The sequence below is a fragment of the Corynebacterium sp. MSK218 genome (assembly GCF_030232655.1).
Classification (GTDB): Bacteria; Actinomycetota; Actinomycetes; order Mycobacteriales; family Mycobacteriaceae; genus Corynebacterium.
In genome coordinates this window covers 92,517-107,413 of the sequence record NZ_JASPGN010000001.1, presented here as the reverse complement: position 1 = coordinate 107,413, position 14,897 = coordinate 92,517, and the positions used below count along the sequence as shown (strand labels likewise).

At 61.4% G+C, this 14,897-nt stretch carries 17 protein-coding genes; 11 read left to right on the top strand and 6 right to left on the bottom strand.

Annotated features, from left to right (window positions below):
- Nucleotides 1–33 precede the first annotated feature (33 nt).
- Nucleotides 34–1,053, bottom strand: a complete 1,020-nt coding sequence (locus tag QP922_RS00505) for an o-succinylbenzoate synthase (RefSeq protein ID WP_284807325.1) — start codon at nucleotides 1,051–1,053, stop codon at nucleotides 34–36.
- 85 nt (nucleotides 1,054–1,138) lie between these two features.
- Here QP922_RS00505 and dcuC point away from each other — a divergent pair, with 85 nt between their 5' ends.
- From dcuC to menE, 9 genes are all read left to right on the top strand, one after another.
- Nucleotides 1,139–2,548: a C4-dicarboxylate transporter DcuC gene (gene dcuC / locus QP922_RS00500; protein WP_284807324.1), complete on the top strand. Its 1,410-nt coding sequence runs from the start codon at nucleotides 1,139–1,141 to the stop codon at nucleotides 2,546–2,548.
- Between the two features lie 258 nt (nucleotides 2,549–2,806).
- Nucleotides 2,807–3,268 (top strand): DIP1984 family protein, encoded by a 462-nt coding sequence (locus QP922_RS00495; RefSeq protein WP_039673555.1) that lies wholly within the window; start codon nucleotides 2,807–2,809, stop codon nucleotides 3,266–3,268.
- Between the two features lie 343 nt (nucleotides 3,269–3,611).
- Nucleotides 3,612–4,592, top strand: a complete 981-nt coding sequence (locus QP922_RS00490) for a 1,4-dihydroxy-2-naphthoyl-CoA synthase (protein ID WP_284807323.1) — start codon at nucleotides 3,612–3,614, stop codon at nucleotides 4,590–4,592.
- Between the two features lie 26 nt (nucleotides 4,593–4,618).
- Nucleotides 4,619–4,777, top strand: a complete 159-nt coding sequence (locus QP922_RS00485) for a hypothetical protein (protein ID WP_284807322.1) — start codon at nucleotides 4,619–4,621, stop codon at nucleotides 4,775–4,777.
- Between the two features lie 134 nt (nucleotides 4,778–4,911).
- Nucleotides 4,912–6,048 (top strand): metal ABC transporter substrate-binding protein, encoded by a 1,137-nt coding sequence (locus QP922_RS00480; protein ID WP_502869576.1) that lies wholly within the window; start codon nucleotides 4,912–4,914, stop codon nucleotides 6,046–6,048.
- Nucleotides 6,048–6,749, top strand: coding sequence for a metal ABC transporter ATP-binding protein (locus tag QP922_RS00475; RefSeq protein WP_284807321.1), 702 nt, complete (start codon nucleotides 6,048–6,050; stop codon nucleotides 6,747–6,749). Before QP922_RS00480 ends, QP922_RS00475 begins: the two co-directional genes overlap by 1 nt.
- A complete protein-coding gene (locus QP922_RS00470) occupies nucleotides 6,746–7,564 on the top strand; it encodes a metal ABC transporter permease (RefSeq protein WP_284807320.1) in 819 nt (272 codons plus the stop codon). The genes QP922_RS00475 and QP922_RS00470 overlap by 4 nt, the downstream gene beginning before the upstream one ends.
- Nucleotides 7,561–8,382 carry a metal ABC transporter permease gene (locus QP922_RS00465; protein ID WP_284807319.1) on the top strand — a complete coding sequence of 274 codons (822 nt, stop codon included), beginning with the start codon at nucleotides 7,561–7,563 and terminating at the stop codon, nucleotides 8,380–8,382. The genes QP922_RS00470 and QP922_RS00465 overlap by 4 nt, the downstream gene beginning before the upstream one ends.
- A 6-nt stretch (nucleotides 8,383–8,388) precedes the next feature.
- A complete protein-coding gene (gene menE / locus QP922_RS00460) occupies nucleotides 8,389–9,531 on the top strand; it encodes an o-succinylbenzoate--CoA ligase (RefSeq protein WP_284807318.1) in 1,143 nt (380 codons plus the stop codon).
- Here the strand turns inward: menE and QP922_RS00455 are convergent.
- Complete coding sequence (locus QP922_RS00455) at nucleotides 9,528–10,193, bottom strand: metal-dependent transcriptional regulator (RefSeq protein WP_284807317.1); 666 nt, start codon at nucleotides 10,191–10,193, stop codon at nucleotides 9,528–9,530. The two genes, menE and QP922_RS00455, sit on opposite strands and share 4 nt — an antisense overlap.
- Nucleotides 10,194–10,241: 48 nt before the next feature.
- Here QP922_RS00455 and QP922_RS00450 point away from each other — a divergent pair, with 48 nt between their 5' ends.
- Nucleotides 10,242–11,132, top strand: coding sequence for a 1,4-dihydroxy-2-naphthoate polyprenyltransferase (locus QP922_RS00450; protein WP_284807316.1), 891 nt, complete (start codon nucleotides 10,242–10,244; stop codon nucleotides 11,130–11,132).
- 6 nt (nucleotides 11,133–11,138) lie between these two features.
- Here QP922_RS00450 and QP922_RS00445 read toward each other — a convergent pair whose 3' ends face one another.
- Nucleotides 11,139–11,480, bottom strand: coding sequence for a DUF4229 domain-containing protein (locus QP922_RS00445; protein WP_070669685.1), 342 nt, complete (start codon nucleotides 11,478–11,480; stop codon nucleotides 11,139–11,141).
- 43 nt (nucleotides 11,481–11,523) lie between these two features.
- On the opposite strand from QP922_RS00445, the gene QP922_RS00440 reads away from it, so the two are divergent.
- Complete coding sequence (locus QP922_RS00440) at nucleotides 11,524–11,832, top strand: hypothetical protein (RefSeq protein WP_284807315.1); 309 nt, start codon at nucleotides 11,524–11,526, stop codon at nucleotides 11,830–11,832.
- On the opposite strand, the gene QP922_RS00435 is transcribed toward QP922_RS00440, so the two are convergent.
- From QP922_RS00435 to QP922_RS00425, 3 genes are all read right to left on the bottom strand, one after another.
- Nucleotides 11,829–12,086: a helix-turn-helix domain-containing protein gene (locus QP922_RS00435; protein WP_284807314.1), complete on the bottom strand. Its 258-nt coding sequence runs from the start codon at nucleotides 12,084–12,086 to the stop codon at nucleotides 11,829–11,831. The two genes, QP922_RS00440 and QP922_RS00435, sit on opposite strands and share 4 nt — an antisense overlap.
- On the bottom strand, nucleotides 12,087–13,118 hold the full coding sequence (gene ccsB / locus QP922_RS00430) for a c-type cytochrome biogenesis protein CcsB (RefSeq protein WP_284807313.1): 1,032 nt from the start codon (nucleotides 13,116–13,118) through the stop codon (nucleotides 12,087–12,089). It abuts the gene before it with no gap.
- Nucleotides 13,119–13,259: 141 nt separating this feature from the next.
- Nucleotides 13,260–14,891, bottom strand: coding sequence for a cytochrome c biogenesis protein ResB (locus QP922_RS00425; RefSeq protein ID WP_284807312.1), 1,632 nt, complete (start codon nucleotides 14,889–14,891; stop codon nucleotides 13,260–13,262).
- Nucleotides 14,892–14,897 lie beyond the last annotated feature (6 nt).

Here is a 14,897-nt window from a genome sequence, read left to right as displayed (position 1 = left end):
CGGGCCTTAGGACATGTACCGTGAGCTGTCCTTTTATAGGTACGGCCAGCACTGGCGGATGCGCTCGAACCACCACTCACGGCGATCTGTCGGTGCGGCAAGCGAACTGAGCCGCTCCGGTTCTGGGATGAGGGATTCGGCACGCAGGTGGCCGTCGATAAGCTCGCGCGGCGCGGTGACATCCTCTTTAAACAGCGACCCCGTGGCCAGGCCGGCTGCGGCTGGGGTGACGTCGATGTCTTCGTCGTCATAGATCTGCGGCAGCGCTGCCACCGCAGCCAGCCCCATTGAGATACCCACGGAGGTATCCAGCGCGGAGGCGACCGTAATGTCCATGTGGCGCTCGCGCAGGTGCTGCGCCACCTCAAGGACCTTACGCACACCGCCCAACGGTGCTGGTTTGACCACGGCGACGTCGGCAGCCTGCAATTCCGCCACGCGGTACGGGTCGCTGGCCTTGCGAATAGATTCATCAGCCGCCACGCGGACGAAAATCCCGGCGCGCATGAGTTGGGCACGAACTTCCTTGAGTTCCTCAACGGTCTTGCAAGGCTGTTCCATGTAATCCAGCGGCATAAGCTCTTTCGCCGCGGTAATGGCTTCCTCGACACTCCAGCCGCAGTTGGCATCAACGCGAAGAACCGGCACGCGGCCCTGGGACTCGATGTGGGCGCGCACCGCGGCCACGCGGGCAATGTCGTCCTCCAGCGTCTGTCCTTTCTCCGCCACCTTGATTTTGAAGGTGCGGCAGCCCGGGTAGCGCGCCATCACCTCCGGCACCTGCTCAGCAGGAACCGCGGGGATGGTGCCGTTGACTTCTACCCACTCACGCACTGGCTTCGGAAAACCCTCGTAGGCGGCTTCCAAACCGGCGGCGAGCCAGCGCGCGGATTCTTCTGGGCCATACTCCAGGAAGGGGGCGAACTCACCCCAGCCCGCGGGGCCCTCGATAAGCAATGCTTCCCGCGTGGTGATACCGCGGAACTGAACGGCGAGTGGGAGGGAAACCACGTGGGCGCGATCAAAGACGTCATCAATATGCATGGGGTTCATCGTACGTCGACTCCGAATGCGACAACTGTAATGGATAGTGATAAATTAATACGGTAATTGGTTATAACCAGAAGAAGGACCAGATATGCTCTATCTGCTCATCGCACTGCTGGCCATCGCTGCAGTTGTCTACCTCATCTATAAGAAAGTCCACGCCGCGGCCTCCATCTTCGCCGTTGGCGTAGTCCTGCTCATGCTCGCCGCCCTCACCGGGCGTGCTGACTTCCGCACCACCGAAATTGAAGCAACCGGCAATGCCTTCTATGACCAGCTGCTCGTAGTCGACGCACTGTTCAAGGCGCGCTTCTCCGGCATCGGTATGGCGATTATGGTGCTCTTCGGCTTCGTGTCCTATATGCGCCACATCGGTGCGGATGCCAAGACCGTCGTGGTGCTCTCCTCACCGCTCAAGCGCTTCAAAGGCTCGTACTGGCTGGTTCCAGTGGGCTTCATCCTGGGCACGCTGCTCTCACTGGTGATTCCCTCGGCCGCAGCGCTGTCCCTACTGCTTGTAGCCACGCTCCTGCCCGCGCTCATCGCCGCGGGCCTGACACCACTGACCGTGGGCGCCATCGTGGTGACCTCTTCCACCATCGTGCCCACCCCGCTGGAAGCAGGCCTCATCCAAGGCGCTGACCTCACCAACATGACGCCAACAGAATTCGTCTACGGCGCAGTTGCCCGCGCAACGGTTCCCACCCTGCTCATCACCGCCTTCGTCCACATGTGGTGGCAGCGCCATTGCGACAAGGTGGATGCCCGCAAGGCCGAAAGCTCCGGCGAGGTCAGCGCTGATTCGACGCACGATGACGCCACCGAGGAAGCCATCGCCCGCGCTGCTTCCCTGCCGGGCTACTACGCTGTGCTTCCGCTCATGCCGTTGCTGCTCATCATCGTCTCCGCCATCCTCAACCGTTTGGGCGTCATCCCCTTTGAGGGCGGCATCCTGCCGGTAACCGTGGTGTCCCTGTTCATCGCGATGATTATTGAATCCATCCGCAAGCGCACTGTCTCCGGCGCCGTGGATTCCATGGCCACCTTCTTCAAGGGCATGGGTGAGGGCGCCGCAGGCGTGGTCGCACTGCTGGTCGCCGCCGCCGTCCTCGTAGAGGGCATCACGCAGATGGGCGTTATCGACATGCTTATTAACGCCGCCGAAGGCTCCTCCGGCGCCGCCGTCATCATCGTTCTCATCTTCGTTGCCGCCACCGCCGCGATGGCCTCGCTCACTGGCTCTGGTACCGCCCCCTACTTCGCCTTCTCTGAGGTGGTACCCAACCTGGCTTCGCAGACCTCCATCCACGCTCCGCAGATGCTCACCGCCATCTGGGGCACCTCGAACCTCATGCGCCAGGTTTCCCCGGTTAACGCCGCGGTGCTCATCGTCTCCGGCGCCATCAAGGTCAATCCCATTCAACTGGTGAAGCGCACCTCCGTGCCCATGATTGTGGCGACGGTGCTCAATACGCTGTTTGCGTTTATGTTTATTGGGTAGCGGTTTTCGCGCGGGCTCAACGTTAATCACGGAGTCCGCGGTACGTTTTGGTAAATAAGGTCCCCCAAATCCGAAAAATTTCGGGCATATCTACGAAAACGTACCAACCAACCGCCCACGACGTACATATCGATCAAATAAGGCCCCAGATCATCGAAGTTTTGGGGCGCTATTTGTTAAAACCGTCACGACCATACGGCGTTCCCCCCATCCCTTCTGTACGATTGTGCAGATAAAGATTCCCATTAAGGAGGACCCATGCTACTTGCTGAGGCCTTGGCCGAGCGTGCCCAGGCGCAGGAGCGCCTCAACACCCTGAAGGATCGTCTTGTGGCGACGGTCCGCGTGCAGGAAGGCGATGAACCGGATGAGAATCCGACGGATCTCCTCCGCGAGCTCGAAGGCGTCACTGCACGCATTGATGAACTCGTTATCGCTATCAACGCCACGAACACGGCCACGAAGTTCGATGAAGAGATCACGCTGATGGAGGCCTTGGCACTTCGCGATGGCCTCCTGCGCAAGCGCCGCATCTACCAGGGATTGGCGGAGCAGGCTGGTGCACGCCAGGATCGTTTCTCCCGCTCGGAGATTAAGTTCGTGGCCACCGTGCCCGTGCCGAAGCTGCGTGAACGCGCTGATGACCTGGCCCGCCAGTACCGCGAGCTCGATACCCGCATCCAGCAGCTGAACTGGAATACGGAACTCATAACTAAATAAGGTCTGCCGCTAGTTGTGCCGCATCCTTGCGGCACGTAGTCATGTCGCGCGCTGTGCGCGCGACGGTAGCCCACACTTTTCGCAGCGAGCGCAACCCTTTACTGGGCAGGGAAAAGCCCAGTGCTTCTCAGGCGCCTTCGTAGCGCAAGAAGGCAGGGAGGTTCGATTCCGTCCCACTGTATGGTGTACCGCGCTGGTACGAATTACACGTGTACATTGACGGGGAAAATCCCGCAGTATTGTTTATTGTTTATCACCGCCGCGCTGGGCGGAGAGTGTGGGTGAGGGTTGGGAATGGGGACTATACTTCCGGCACGCCAATCTGCAATTAAGCTGGTGTGCCATGAGCGAGCAGAAGAACTACAGCACCGATAATCCGTTTAAGCCAGAACTCTGGCAGACCGTGGAGGGCTTTGAGGATCTGACGGACATCACCTACCACCGGCTCATCAGTGACGGCCCGAAGCCACAGCGTAAGGATGGCATCGTCCGCATCGCTTTTGACCGCCCCGAGGTGCGCAATGCATTTCGCCCGCACACGGTGGATGAGCTTTACCGCGCGCTGGACCATGCGCGTCGTACCCCGGATGTTGGCACAGTGCTGCTGACTGGCAACGGGCCATCCCAGAAAGACGGCGGCTGGGCATTTTGCTCCGGCGGTGACCAGCGCATCCGCGGCCGCTCCGGGTACCGCTACGCCACTGAGCACGCGCACGATGACGCGACTGCAGACGAATCCACGGTAGACACCGCCCGCGAAAAGGTCGAAGGCGGCCGCTTGCACATCCTAGAAGTCCAGCGCCTCATCCGCACCATGCCCAAGGTGGTCATCGCCGTGGTCAACGGCTGGGCCGCCGGCGGCGGTCACTCCCTACACGTGGTGTGCGATATGACCATTGCCTCCCGCCAAGAAGCACGCTTCAAGCAAACCGACGCCGACGTCGGCTCCTTCGACGCCGGCTACGGCTCGGCCTACTTAGCCAAGATGGTGGGCCAAAAGTACGCCCGCGAAGTCTTCTTCTTGGGGCGCACCTACGACGCCCAGCGCATGTACGAGATGGGCGCGGTCAACGAGGTGGTTGACCACGCCGATCTGGAAGATGCCGCCATCCAGATGGGACGTGAAATCAATATGAAGTCCCCTACCGCCCAGCGCATGCTCAAGTTCGCGTTCAACCTCACCGATGATGGTCTCATGGGCCAGCAGGTCTTCGCTGGTGAAGCCACGCGCCTGGCCTACATGACCGATGAGGCCGTCGAAGGCAAGGAATCCTTCCTGGAAAAGCGCGAGCCCAACTGGGATGACTTCCCGTACTACTACTAGTTAAAAGCCTTCAAGGAGAAGCCGACGTGCTGTATTTCGCCATTGCCCTCGCGGCCATCGCACTCATTGCCGTCATTGCATCACGCGTGTGGATGCTCCGCCGCATCCAGCAAGCCCAGAGGGACGGCGAGCGCCCCTTCGACCAGAAGGATGAGCTCATCAACCCCTACGAACACCGCGGTTAAGTAGCCCTTAGTGTCCATGCGTGGACGCTTTCACTCTTTCAAGTTCAGCATATTGAACTTTTCAATTCATAGCGTTAGTCTCTTTGTGATGCATCGTTGAATTTTACTTACTTCGACCTCTAAGGAGACCTCTCGTGTCCATTCATCGCCGCACCAAGCGCGCCGCGCTCATCGCTCTTGCCGGCGGCACCGCCGTAGCGTTGTCAGCCTGCAGCACTTCCGCTGACTCTGCCGACAACTCCGCCAACGCCGCTGACTCTGACACCATCACAGCCGTTGCCACCACCACCCAGATCTGTGACTACCTCACCCACATCGCCGAAGGTGGTCTCACCCTGGAAAAGACGGATGCCCAAGGAGAGAAAACCACCTCCGGCGACGGTGATACCACCCTGGATCTCACCTGCTTGCTTGCCCCGAATGCCAGCGCTCACGAGCACGAGATGACCCCGAATCAGATGCAGGCGCTCGCCCAAGCGGACTACCTCTTTACCAATGGTGTGGATCTAGAGCACTTCCTCGATCAAGCCATTGCCTCCTCCGGGTTCCACGGCACCATGGCTGTCACGTCAGGTGTTAAGAACTCCGGTGACGCCCCTGAGGGCATCAAGGTGAAGGAAGGCTCCCACCGCATCGACGTCAAGCCCTGGCCTTTTGCTGGTGAAGACGGCGAGGAACCGGAATTCAGCCACGATCCGCACGTGTGGACTTCCCCGAAGCAGGCCAAGATCCAGGTAGAGAACATCGTCGAAGAGCTGGCGACCAAGGCTCCATCTGTTAAGGAGGCCGGTGCAAGCTACGAAAAGCAGCTTGAGGATCTAGACGCCTGGGCGGCCAAGTCCCTAGGCGCCATCCCGCGTGAGGATCGCGTTTTGTTCACCTCACACGATGCCTTCGGCTACTTTGCCAACGCCTACGATGTCACTTTCATCGGTTCGGCGTTGAGTGACTTCAACAACCAACAAGACGCCACCGCCTCCCACATCGATGAGGCAGCGCGCACCGTGCGCGAATCTGGCGCCAAGGCCATCTTCGCGGAGAACTCCAATAACTCTAAGTCCATCGAGGCTATTGCACGCGCCGCTGGCGTGAAGGCCATTACCGCCGAGGATGCCCTGTACGGAGACTCCCTGGGTATTCCGGGCAGCGCGGGCGAGACCTACATTGGTTCCCTCATCCACAACGTCTCTACCCTGGTCACCGCCTGGGGCGGCAAGCCGGCTGAACTGCCGGAATCCCTTTCTGAGTTCGACTCCGCCCTCGCGCAGTAATGGATTCCATACTGAGGCTTCACAACGCCTCCTGTTCTTATGGCTCTGTCCAGATCCTCAGCGGGGTCAACCTGGACGTTAAGGCGGGGCAGGCAGTTGCGCTCTTAGGTTCCAATGGCGCAGGTAAGTCCACCCTGTTCAAATCCATCGTGGGCCTGGCCTCATTGCGCGGACTTGAAACTCCGCGCCCGCGTTTGGGATATGTGCCGCAGCACCAAGACACCGATCCCACTTTCCCCGTCACCGCGTATCACGTGGTGGAAATGGGCGTGCTGAGAAGCGCTTCTTGGTGGCAGCGCGCACTATCCATGCGCAGCTTCCGCCCCCAGATCATGGAAGCACTCGAGCAGGTAGGGCTGGCGGATATCGCCACCACTCGCTTTGGTGAGCTCTCTGGCGGTCAGCGCCAACGCGTCCTCATCGCTCGCGCGCTGGTATCAGATCCGCAGCTGCTGCTTTTGGACGAACCTTTCAACGGCCTCGACCAGACCAGCCGCCAGGTTTTGCTCGATACCATCACGAGGTTGAAAAAGCGGGGCGTAGCCTTGCTCATTTCCACGCACGATCCTATTTTGGCTCAGCGCACCTGCGACTGGGCTGGGCTCATTGCTGATGGCACGCTCACCCGCATGAACACCGAGGACGCCGTGGAGCGCTATGCCCAGGCCACGTCGTTCCTGCGGGAGGAGATTAGCCAATGATGCTGTTACTCACCGCGCCGTATCTCCAGCGCGCACTCGTCTTCCTGCTTATCTTGGCGGTGGCGGGTGCAGTGGTCAGTGTGGTGGTCAACCTGCGCCGTATGGAGTTCACTGTCGAGGCCACCGTGCACTCGATTTTCCCTGGAATCGTCGTTGGCCTTGCCCTCGGCGGTATTGCCGGCATTCTTCCTGGTGCAGCTCTAGTGGGCGCGGTAACCGTCGCTGTTTTCGTGGCACTGAATGCGCGCCAGGGCGGAAGCTCGGATGACGGCACAGCGGTAGTGCTGACCTCGATGTATGGGCTTGGCGTGGTGATCAGCTTGCGGCACGGTGATACGTCCGGGCAGCTCGAGGCCCTCATGTTTGGTCGCTTGCTCGACCTCACTGCGGCCCGCCTCTACCCTGCTGCTGCCTTCTGTATTCTTGCTGCTTTGATCCTGGCGGCAACGTGGCGCTACCAGGTTGCCGTGGCCTTTGACCCCGTCGCAGCCGCCGCCCACGGCATTCCAGTCACTGCGGTCACGGTGGCAGCTCACGCGGCTGTGGCCATGGTGGTGGTCGCGGCGTCAGCTGCCGTTGGTGTCTTGCTGGTCTTAAGCTTCCTCGTGATTCCTGGTCTTGCCGCGCGGCTTGTAGCTCGCGGGCCCGGGAGCATGTGCTTGATCGCTGCCGTACTTTCGGCTGTGGCAGTACTAGCCGGCTTTCTGGCGATGCTCTCGCAGACCTCCCACCAGCTCTCCCCGCAGGCTATGGTGAGCCTCGCCCTGACGCTCACGCTGATTCCTGCACTGATTATGCAGAGGAGGGTGCAGTGACGCTAGCAGATCCCAGCATCCTCGCCCTACCCGTGGCCGAGGCACTCGCCGTGGGCTGCCTGGCAGGGCTTGTGGGGGCCTTCGTGGTGCTCGACCGCCGAGTATTTTTTGCGGAAAGCCTCTCGCATGGCATCTTCCCCGGCGCGGTGCTTGGCGTTGTGGGTGCAACCTTCCTGGGCGCGCATGCCACCTCCGGACTCATGGTGGGCGCTGCGCTGGGATGTATCCCGCTTATAGTGCTCACACGTGCCCTCAGCGGGGTGCGCGGCGTTAGCGCCTCGGCCGCCGCGGGAGTCACACTGACCGTAGGTTATGCCTTAGGTATTGTCCTGCTCCGGTGGTTCCAGCCCCTGCCCATTCGCGTGGATACCTTCTTGGTCGGCTCCCTAACCACGGTGGATTCCCGCGATGTCACAGTGGCAGTAGCGCTGCTCATTGCCTGCCTGGTCATTCTGGTGCCGTTGCGACGCCAGCTCATCGCCACCGCCTTCGACGCTGATTCGGTTCGTGCTTCGAACGGGCCAGCGCGGCTGTGCGAGTACGTGGTGCTCGGGGCGGCTACCGCCACCATGGTGGCGCTTGTTCCCGCGGTGGGTACCATTTTGTCCCTCGCGCTGCTCGTGGCACCGGCTGCCGGCTTGCGCTGCTGGGTTGCCAGCCCAGGACACCTCCTTGCAGGCTCGGCACTGGTGGGAGTTGTTCTCGCTACGGGTGGTTTGGCAGCGGCAGTCATCTTCGATCTTTCCGCCGGCGGCACCATCGCTGTATTGGCGGGCGTGTTCTACGTGGGAAGTACAGTGTTGCGGACGCTACGCTAGCTACCTGTGACTCACATCCTCGCCCCTCTCGCCGTCGACAAGCGCAACCCCGCCGCCATCCTCCCCGATTTGGAAGCGGCCATCGCCGGGCAGTCCACCTTCCTGCCCGTTCCGGCGGAGGACCGTACCCGCACGGAGCTGCTTCGCAACCACATGCAGGCTGGCACGCCCATTGATTCCTCCATTGCCCTCGTTGTCGCGACCTCCGGGTCCACGGGCACGCCCAAAGGCGCGCAGCTCACCGCCGCTAACTTGGTGTCGAGCGCCGATGCCACGCACCGCACACTAGGAGGCGCCGGTCAGTGGCTGCTGGCTATGCCCGCCTCCCACATCGCGGGCATTCAGGTTCTCGTACGCTCACTCGTCGCGGGTGTGGAACCGCTATGCCTAGACCTCTCACACGGCTTTAACGTCCCCGATTTCGCCCGCGCTGCCCACGAACTCGCCGGAACGGGGGATCGCTCCTACACTGCACTGACCCCGATGCAACTGGCCAAGGCCATGGATACGTTAGAAGGCATCAAGGCCCTGCGCACCTTCGACGCCATCCTCGTTGGCGGTGCCGCCACGCACCCACAGCTGCTGGACTCGGCGAGGAAGCTGCGCATCACCATCGTCACCACGTATGGATCCTCGGAAACCTCCGGAGGCTGCGTCTACAACGGCGCCCCTCTTCCCGGCGTGCGAGTGCGCATTGGCGAGCACGGCCGCATTTACCTTGGCGGCCCCATGATTGCGCAGGGCTACCGGAATGTGGATTCCTCTGCGTTTAGCGTTGATGAATCCGGTACCTCCTGGTTTGCTACCTCGGATGCCGGCGCGCTTATCGACGGCCACCTCACCGTCACTGGGCGCCTCGACTCCATCATCAACACCGGCGGCCTCAAGCTGCACCCGGAGCAGCTAGAACAGCACATTCTGCATGTCCCCGGCGTGGAGGCAGCCTGCGTGGTGGGCATTCCAGACCCGCGCCTAGGCCAGATGGTCGTCGCGGCCTATAGCGGCTGGGCCTCACGTACCGACATTCTTGAAGCCCTCGATGACCTCCCTCGCTGGCAGGTGCCGAAGGACCTGCTGCGCGTGGACGTACTGCCCACCATCGGGCCAGGAAAGGTGGACCGCCAGGCGGTTGCCTGCTTGTTTGCCTAGGCCGAGCGGACGGTGACTTCCCGTGCAGCGACCTCGGCGAGGGAAAATTCCTCCGCACCGTGGCGGACCTCCACCAGGCCCGCGATGCGTGCGGTGACGACGACCTCATCGCCCACGTCGACGCCGCACCGATCGAGATAGCGCAGAAACTCCGGGTCCTCGTCGCAGACGCGCTCGATGATCAGGGGAACACCGACAGGCGCGCGATCGAGCGTGTCCCCCTCCAACACATCGATGACACCCTGGGCATTCGGGATGGGATCGCCGTGCGGATCGCGGGTAGGCGAGCCCAAATGCGCGTCGAGGCGCTCGATGAAGAGATCGGAGCAGGCATGCTCCAACAAATCCGCGTCCGCGTGAACCTCATCCCAGGTATAACCCAGCTCTTGTACGAGGAAGGTCTCCAACAACCGGTGACGGCGCACCATGCCCATGGCTAAGGCCATGCCTTCCTCGGTGAGTGTCACGCCAGCATAGCGCTCGTGGTTCACCAGCCCCTGGGCGGCGAGGCGCTTAATCGCCTCGGAAGCGGTGGGCACCTTCTGGCCCGTGCGCTGTGCAATCTGCTTGAGCGGAACAGCCTGCCCGTCTAGGTGTTCGGAAAGATCCCACAGGACCTTGAGATAGTCCTGGGTCCGTTCAGGCAGGTCGTGGAGATACATAGACACCATTCTAACCAGCCCTTGAAAGCGCGTGGCACAATACTAGCTATGCCGAATTCTGCCTACACTGCCACTCCTGCCGATTGGCTCCAGGGCGCTCGCCCGCACACCTGGGCCAATGCCTTCGCCCCTGTTATTGCCGGTACCGGCGCTGCCGCCGCGGCGCATGGTCTGCACTGGGGACGGGCCTTCTTGGCGCTCATTGTGGCGTGGGCGCTCATCATTGGCGTGAACTACGCCAACGATTACTCTGACGGCATTCGCGGCACCGATGATGACCGCACTGGCCCCCAGCGTCTTACCGGCGGTGGGCTAGCTAAACCGCAGCACGTTAAGTTCGCGGCGTTTGCTTCCTTTGGCGTGGCGGCTATTGCGGGCATCTCCTTGTCCCTAGCTGCCAACGCGGCCTGGTTCATTCTGGTTGGCGCCGTGTGCATCGCCGGCGCGTGGTTCTACACCGGCGGCAAGAACCCGTATGGCTACCGCGGGTTTGGGGAAATCGCCATCTTCATTTTCTTCGGCCTCGTCGCGGTGCTCGGCACCGAATTCACGCAGGCAGGCCGCGTCACGTGGACCGGCCTGGCACTGGCCGTGGGCATTGGCGGGATGAGCTCCGCAGTGAACTTGGCCAACAATATCCGTGACATCACATCCGATACAACCGCCGGAAAAATCACGCTGGCCGTGCGCTTGGGTGATAAGAAATCCCGCACGCTGTTTATGATCCTGCTGCTGCTCCCAGTGCTGCTTACCGTGGGTCTGGCCTTCGATTCCTGGGCAGCGCTGGCCTCGCTGCTCTACTTCCCCCTCGCACTAGGCGCTATCCGCACCGTCAACCGCGGTGCGCGCGGGCCCAAACTCATCCCGGTGCTCGGCATGACTGGCCGTGCAATGCTGGTATGGGCAGTCATTAACGCCCTAGCACTTGCCTTTGTCTAACTGCTTTTAGCGGCCAGCCAGCTCCGCCTGTACCCACTCCTTGTGGGCCTTGCGCTGTGCGGAATACTCCGCCAGAGTCTGGGTAGCTTCCACGCGCCACGAGGAGAAGATCAGCATCGACAGCGGCAGCGCCACGAACAACGCCAACAGAGCCGACACCAGCACGGGGATGGCCACACCAATAGCCATAGCCAGCAGCTGAATCACCACGGTCAGCAGGATGAAGAGCACCAGGCGGGCGGCACCATACTTCCACAGTGCCACACGTGAGCGGCGCTTGAGCGCCGGGTCCGGCTGAGGTGGCTCAGGGATCTGGGACTCGTTGGTCATGTTGTCTGTCTGGCTCATCATTCTCACTTCTGCTTCGCGGGCATTCCGTAGAATACAACGCATGGGTCGTTTGATACTACTAGTCCTGTTTATCCTCGCGGCAGTCCTCGTGTGGAAGGCTTTTGGGCCGTCGAGTTGGAATAAGAAGGTGCAGCAGGCTCAGCAGCCGCAGCGCCCCGCAATCAAGGGCCCCGATGATGACGAAGAATTCCTGTGGAACCTGGAGAAGCAGCGTTTCAAGGAGCGCCGCGCCAGGGAGCGGGAGGCAGAGCGCCAGGCGGAAGAGCAACGCCGGCGCTCACAGGGTTCCCAGAAACCCAAGGCCACCGAGGACAAAGACGATAAAGGCAAAGGAGCCGACGAAGCCTAAGCCTTCGGCGCGAAGGTCATCTCGAGATCGAGCGCTTCAGCCACCGCCATCACCTTTTCCCAGCGCACGCCAGAGCCGCCGTGCTCGATGGTATGCAGCGTGGAGCGCGAAATCCCGGCCTTCTCAGCCAGCGCCTGCTGCAAGATACCGAGTTCTCGGCGGCGCTGCGCAAAGCCCTCACCGAGAGCGATGAGCTGCGGGTTATCGCCCGCCGGCTTGCCCTGCTTGTGCCGCGGTTTAGGGGTCTCTGCCATTTAGTTCAGCCCCGCATAGGAGTGCAGGCCGGAGACAACCATGTTGATGAAGAACAGGTTGAAGATCATGAGCAGCATCGCCGCGATGTTGATATACGGCGCGGCCTTGCGGAAGGCCGGCGTCGCGCGGGCGTGCAGGTAGGCGGCGTAGAGGATCCAGGTGGCGAAGGATACGGTCTCCTTCGGGTCCCAACCCCAGTAGCGGCCCCATGTAGACTCCGCCCAAATGGCGCCCAGCACAATACCCAGGCCCAGGGTCGGCAGCGCCACCACGCCCAAGCGATAAGCCAAGCGGTCCAGCTTCTTAGCCGAAGGAAGCGGGCGGGCAAGCGCACCGAAGAAACCAGACTCAACGCCCTTCGGCTGGAATTCACGCAGCACGCTGAGCAGAGATGCAATACCGGAGACCACGCCGATAGACGCGCCCAACGAGACCACGGTGACGTGAATCGGCAGCCAGTGAGACTGCAGTGCCGGAACCACCGGAGCGGATTCCGCATAAAGCTTGGTGGAGCCATAGAACATCAGCGCCAGAATCGGCGTGAGCAGCCACGGCCACAGGGGGCGCCACTCCTTGCGCTGCATAGCGATGGTCGCCACCACCATGGCGCCGGCGGTCACCATGAGCACGTACTCGTAGAGGTTGCCAAACGGGAAGCGTCCCGTTGCCAAACCGCGCAGCACAATGGCCGCCAAGTGTAAGGCGATACCCAGCCACAGCAGCATCTGCGTCATCCCACCGAGCTTGTCGGCGTTCTCCTGCTTCTTCGCCAGATCCGCATCTAGTTCAGCATCGGGGCCAGCGCTGACGGTCGGGGGGACGTCGCCAAGCGCGGTGCCCTCTGCCGAAGCCCCCACGGTGGCGAGCTCACGCTGCTGCGTTGCAGCTGCGGTGCGGGAGCGCATAGCCTCGATGATGCTGTGCATCCGGCCGTAGTAGACCAGGGACAACACCAAGGCGAGAGCATAAACGACGAACGCGGTTTGCACCGCGATGTCGGAAAAGTTGGACAGATTTTGATCAACCTGCATGAGTGGGAAACCTTGCCTTCACAATCGTGCCTACACCGTGCTTCACGCACGAGGCTGCATGAGCGGAGAGATTTATGGTGCTCATAAGGGTACCCCCCTTTCCCAGCAGTATCCAACTTTTGACGGATACACTCCGCGCCTTTAGTCGGCGGAGTAGAGCTCGTCTTCCTCCACCTCATCGGGATCCGGCAACTCCAAGAGCTCGCGGTGCAGCTTGTGAAATTCCTCAGACCAACCCGCGCGGTCGGTGCGGGCAAGACCACCCATCTCGATGTCGGTGCCGCCGTTGGCGCCCGGTCGAATGCGCACCCACACGCGGCGGCGCTTAATCACCAGCGAGCCAACCAGCGAGACCAGCATGACCAGCGCGGACACCAGAACCCAGCTTTGGAAGGGGTCATAGGAAACCTGGTAGTTCGCGAACTCGGAGGCGCCATCGAAGGTGATCTTCGTGCCGTCGTCCAGCGTGACCGATTCACCTTGGTTCAGGTTGACGCGGTCGATCTTTTGCAGCTGCCCCGAATGGACCAGGCTGGTGTCGAGGGAAAAGAGGGACTGCGGGGTACCCGTGTCTAGGCCGGCATCGCCGCGGTAGATATCGATAGCCACGGCTGGGTCCAGCATCGCTGGGTAGGAGGATTGCAGCAGCTTGCCGTTCGCACCGGACCACTCGGCGGTCGGCGCAAAGAGGCCCTGGATGGCGATCTGGTTCTGACGGCGCTCAAACAGGTCCGGGTACATGCCCGCCGGTGGATCGAAGCGCATCACGCCCGAAGAGAGGAAGAACGTGGTGTCAGTGGGCTGGAATTGGATGGTCTGCGTGCGCTTTTCGCCGTTGGGCCATTCCACCGTCACCGTCGGGGCAAAGCCGTGGCCTTGCAAGTAGACGCGGTTATTCTCAATGCGCAGCGGGTGATTGACCTGCAGCTGGTAGTCCTCCCAGGTCTCCGGGTCCGTGAAGATATCATCGCCCGCCGCATAGGACACGTTCGAGGTGAACATCTCCGCCTGGCCATTAGGCAGGTAGTCCGCGGTGAAATCGTGGGCCAGGAAGCAAAAGGGGTGCAGCCCGGTACCGTCGAAAAGCGGGCCCGCGCGGAAGGAGTCATAGACAGAGGTAGAGGTATTACAGAACTCCGTGGACTGCGCCTGCTCCTGGGTCTGGCCCTGAGAGTTTTTCTCCGTCACCACGATGACCTGGCCTTCATAGTGCACCAGGCGCCCGGCTGCCATGGTGAGCAGGATAGCCACGAGCGCGATGTGGAAGATGAGGTTGCACAGCTCGCGGGCATAGCCGCGCTCCGCGGAGAAAGACTGCGCACCCGCGCGGTCCTTCTCAGGAGAGACCTCGGAGACGCGCCACTTCTTCAGCATGGTCTTGGTGGCGGCGGCGATCTCCTCCGGAGACTTCTCCGAGTGCCCGGTGGCATTCAGCGGCATCTTGTTCAAGAACTTCGGAGCACGTGTGGGCGGGGTGCGGTAGGCCTTGTAATGATCCCAGGAGCGCGGGATGATGCAGCCCACCAGAGAAATCATGAGCAACACGTAGATGGCTTGGAACCAGACGGAGGAGAAAACGTCGAAAAGCTGCAGCTTGTCGTAGATCTCCGCCACCTTGCCATTGGTCTCGATGAAGTCGTTGACGTTGGACTCATTGAGCGAGCGCTGCGGCAGGAGCGAGCCCGGAATGGCAGCAATGGCTAGCAGGAAGAGCAGCGCCAGTGCGGTGCGCATGCTGGTCAGCCAGTGCCACGCTTTGCGGATATACCTCACGAAAAT

Excerpts from the sequence above, each read along its gene's own strand:
- QP922_RS00505 (WP_284807325.1), bottom strand. The coding sequence starts at position 1,053 with ATGAACCCCATGCATATTGATGACGTCTTTGATCGCGCCCACGTGGTT.
- dcuC (WP_284807324.1), top strand. The coding sequence starts at position 1,139 with ATGCTCTATCTGCTCATCGCACTGCTGGCCATCGCTGCAGTTGTCTAC.
- QP922_RS00495 (WP_039673555.1), top strand. The coding sequence starts at position 2,807 with ATGCTACTTGCTGAGGCCTTGGCCGAGCGTGCCCAGGCGCAGGAGCGC.
- QP922_RS00490 (WP_284807323.1), top strand. The coding sequence starts at position 3,612 with ATGAGCGAGCAGAAGAACTACAGCACCGATAATCCGTTTAAGCCAGAA.
- QP922_RS00475 (WP_284807321.1), top strand. The coding sequence starts at position 6,048 with ATGGATTCCATACTGAGGCTTCACAACGCCTCCTGTTCTTATGGCTCT.
- QP922_RS00470 (WP_284807320.1), top strand. The coding sequence starts at position 6,746 with ATGATGCTGTTACTCACCGCGCCGTATCTCCAGCGCGCACTCGTCTTC.
- QP922_RS00455 (WP_284807317.1), bottom strand. The coding sequence starts at position 10,193 with ATGTATCTCCACGACCTGCCTGAACGGACCCAGGACTATCTCAAGGTC.
- QP922_RS00450 (WP_284807316.1), top strand. The coding sequence starts at position 10,242 with ATGCCGAATTCTGCCTACACTGCCACTCCTGCCGATTGGCTCCAGGGC.
- QP922_RS00445 (WP_070669685.1), bottom strand. The coding sequence starts at position 11,480 with ATGAGCCAGACAGACAACATGACCAACGAGTCCCAGATCCCTGAGCCA.
- QP922_RS00440 (WP_284807315.1), top strand. The coding sequence starts at position 11,524 with ATGGGTCGTTTGATACTACTAGTCCTGTTTATCCTCGCGGCAGTCCTC.
- QP922_RS00435 (WP_284807314.1), bottom strand. The coding sequence starts at position 12,086 with ATGGCAGAGACCCCTAAACCGCGGCACAAGCAGGGCAAGCCGGCGGGC.
- ccsB (WP_284807313.1), bottom strand. The coding sequence starts at position 13,118 with ATGCAGGTTGATCAAAATCTGTCCAACTTTTCCGACATCGCGGTGCAA.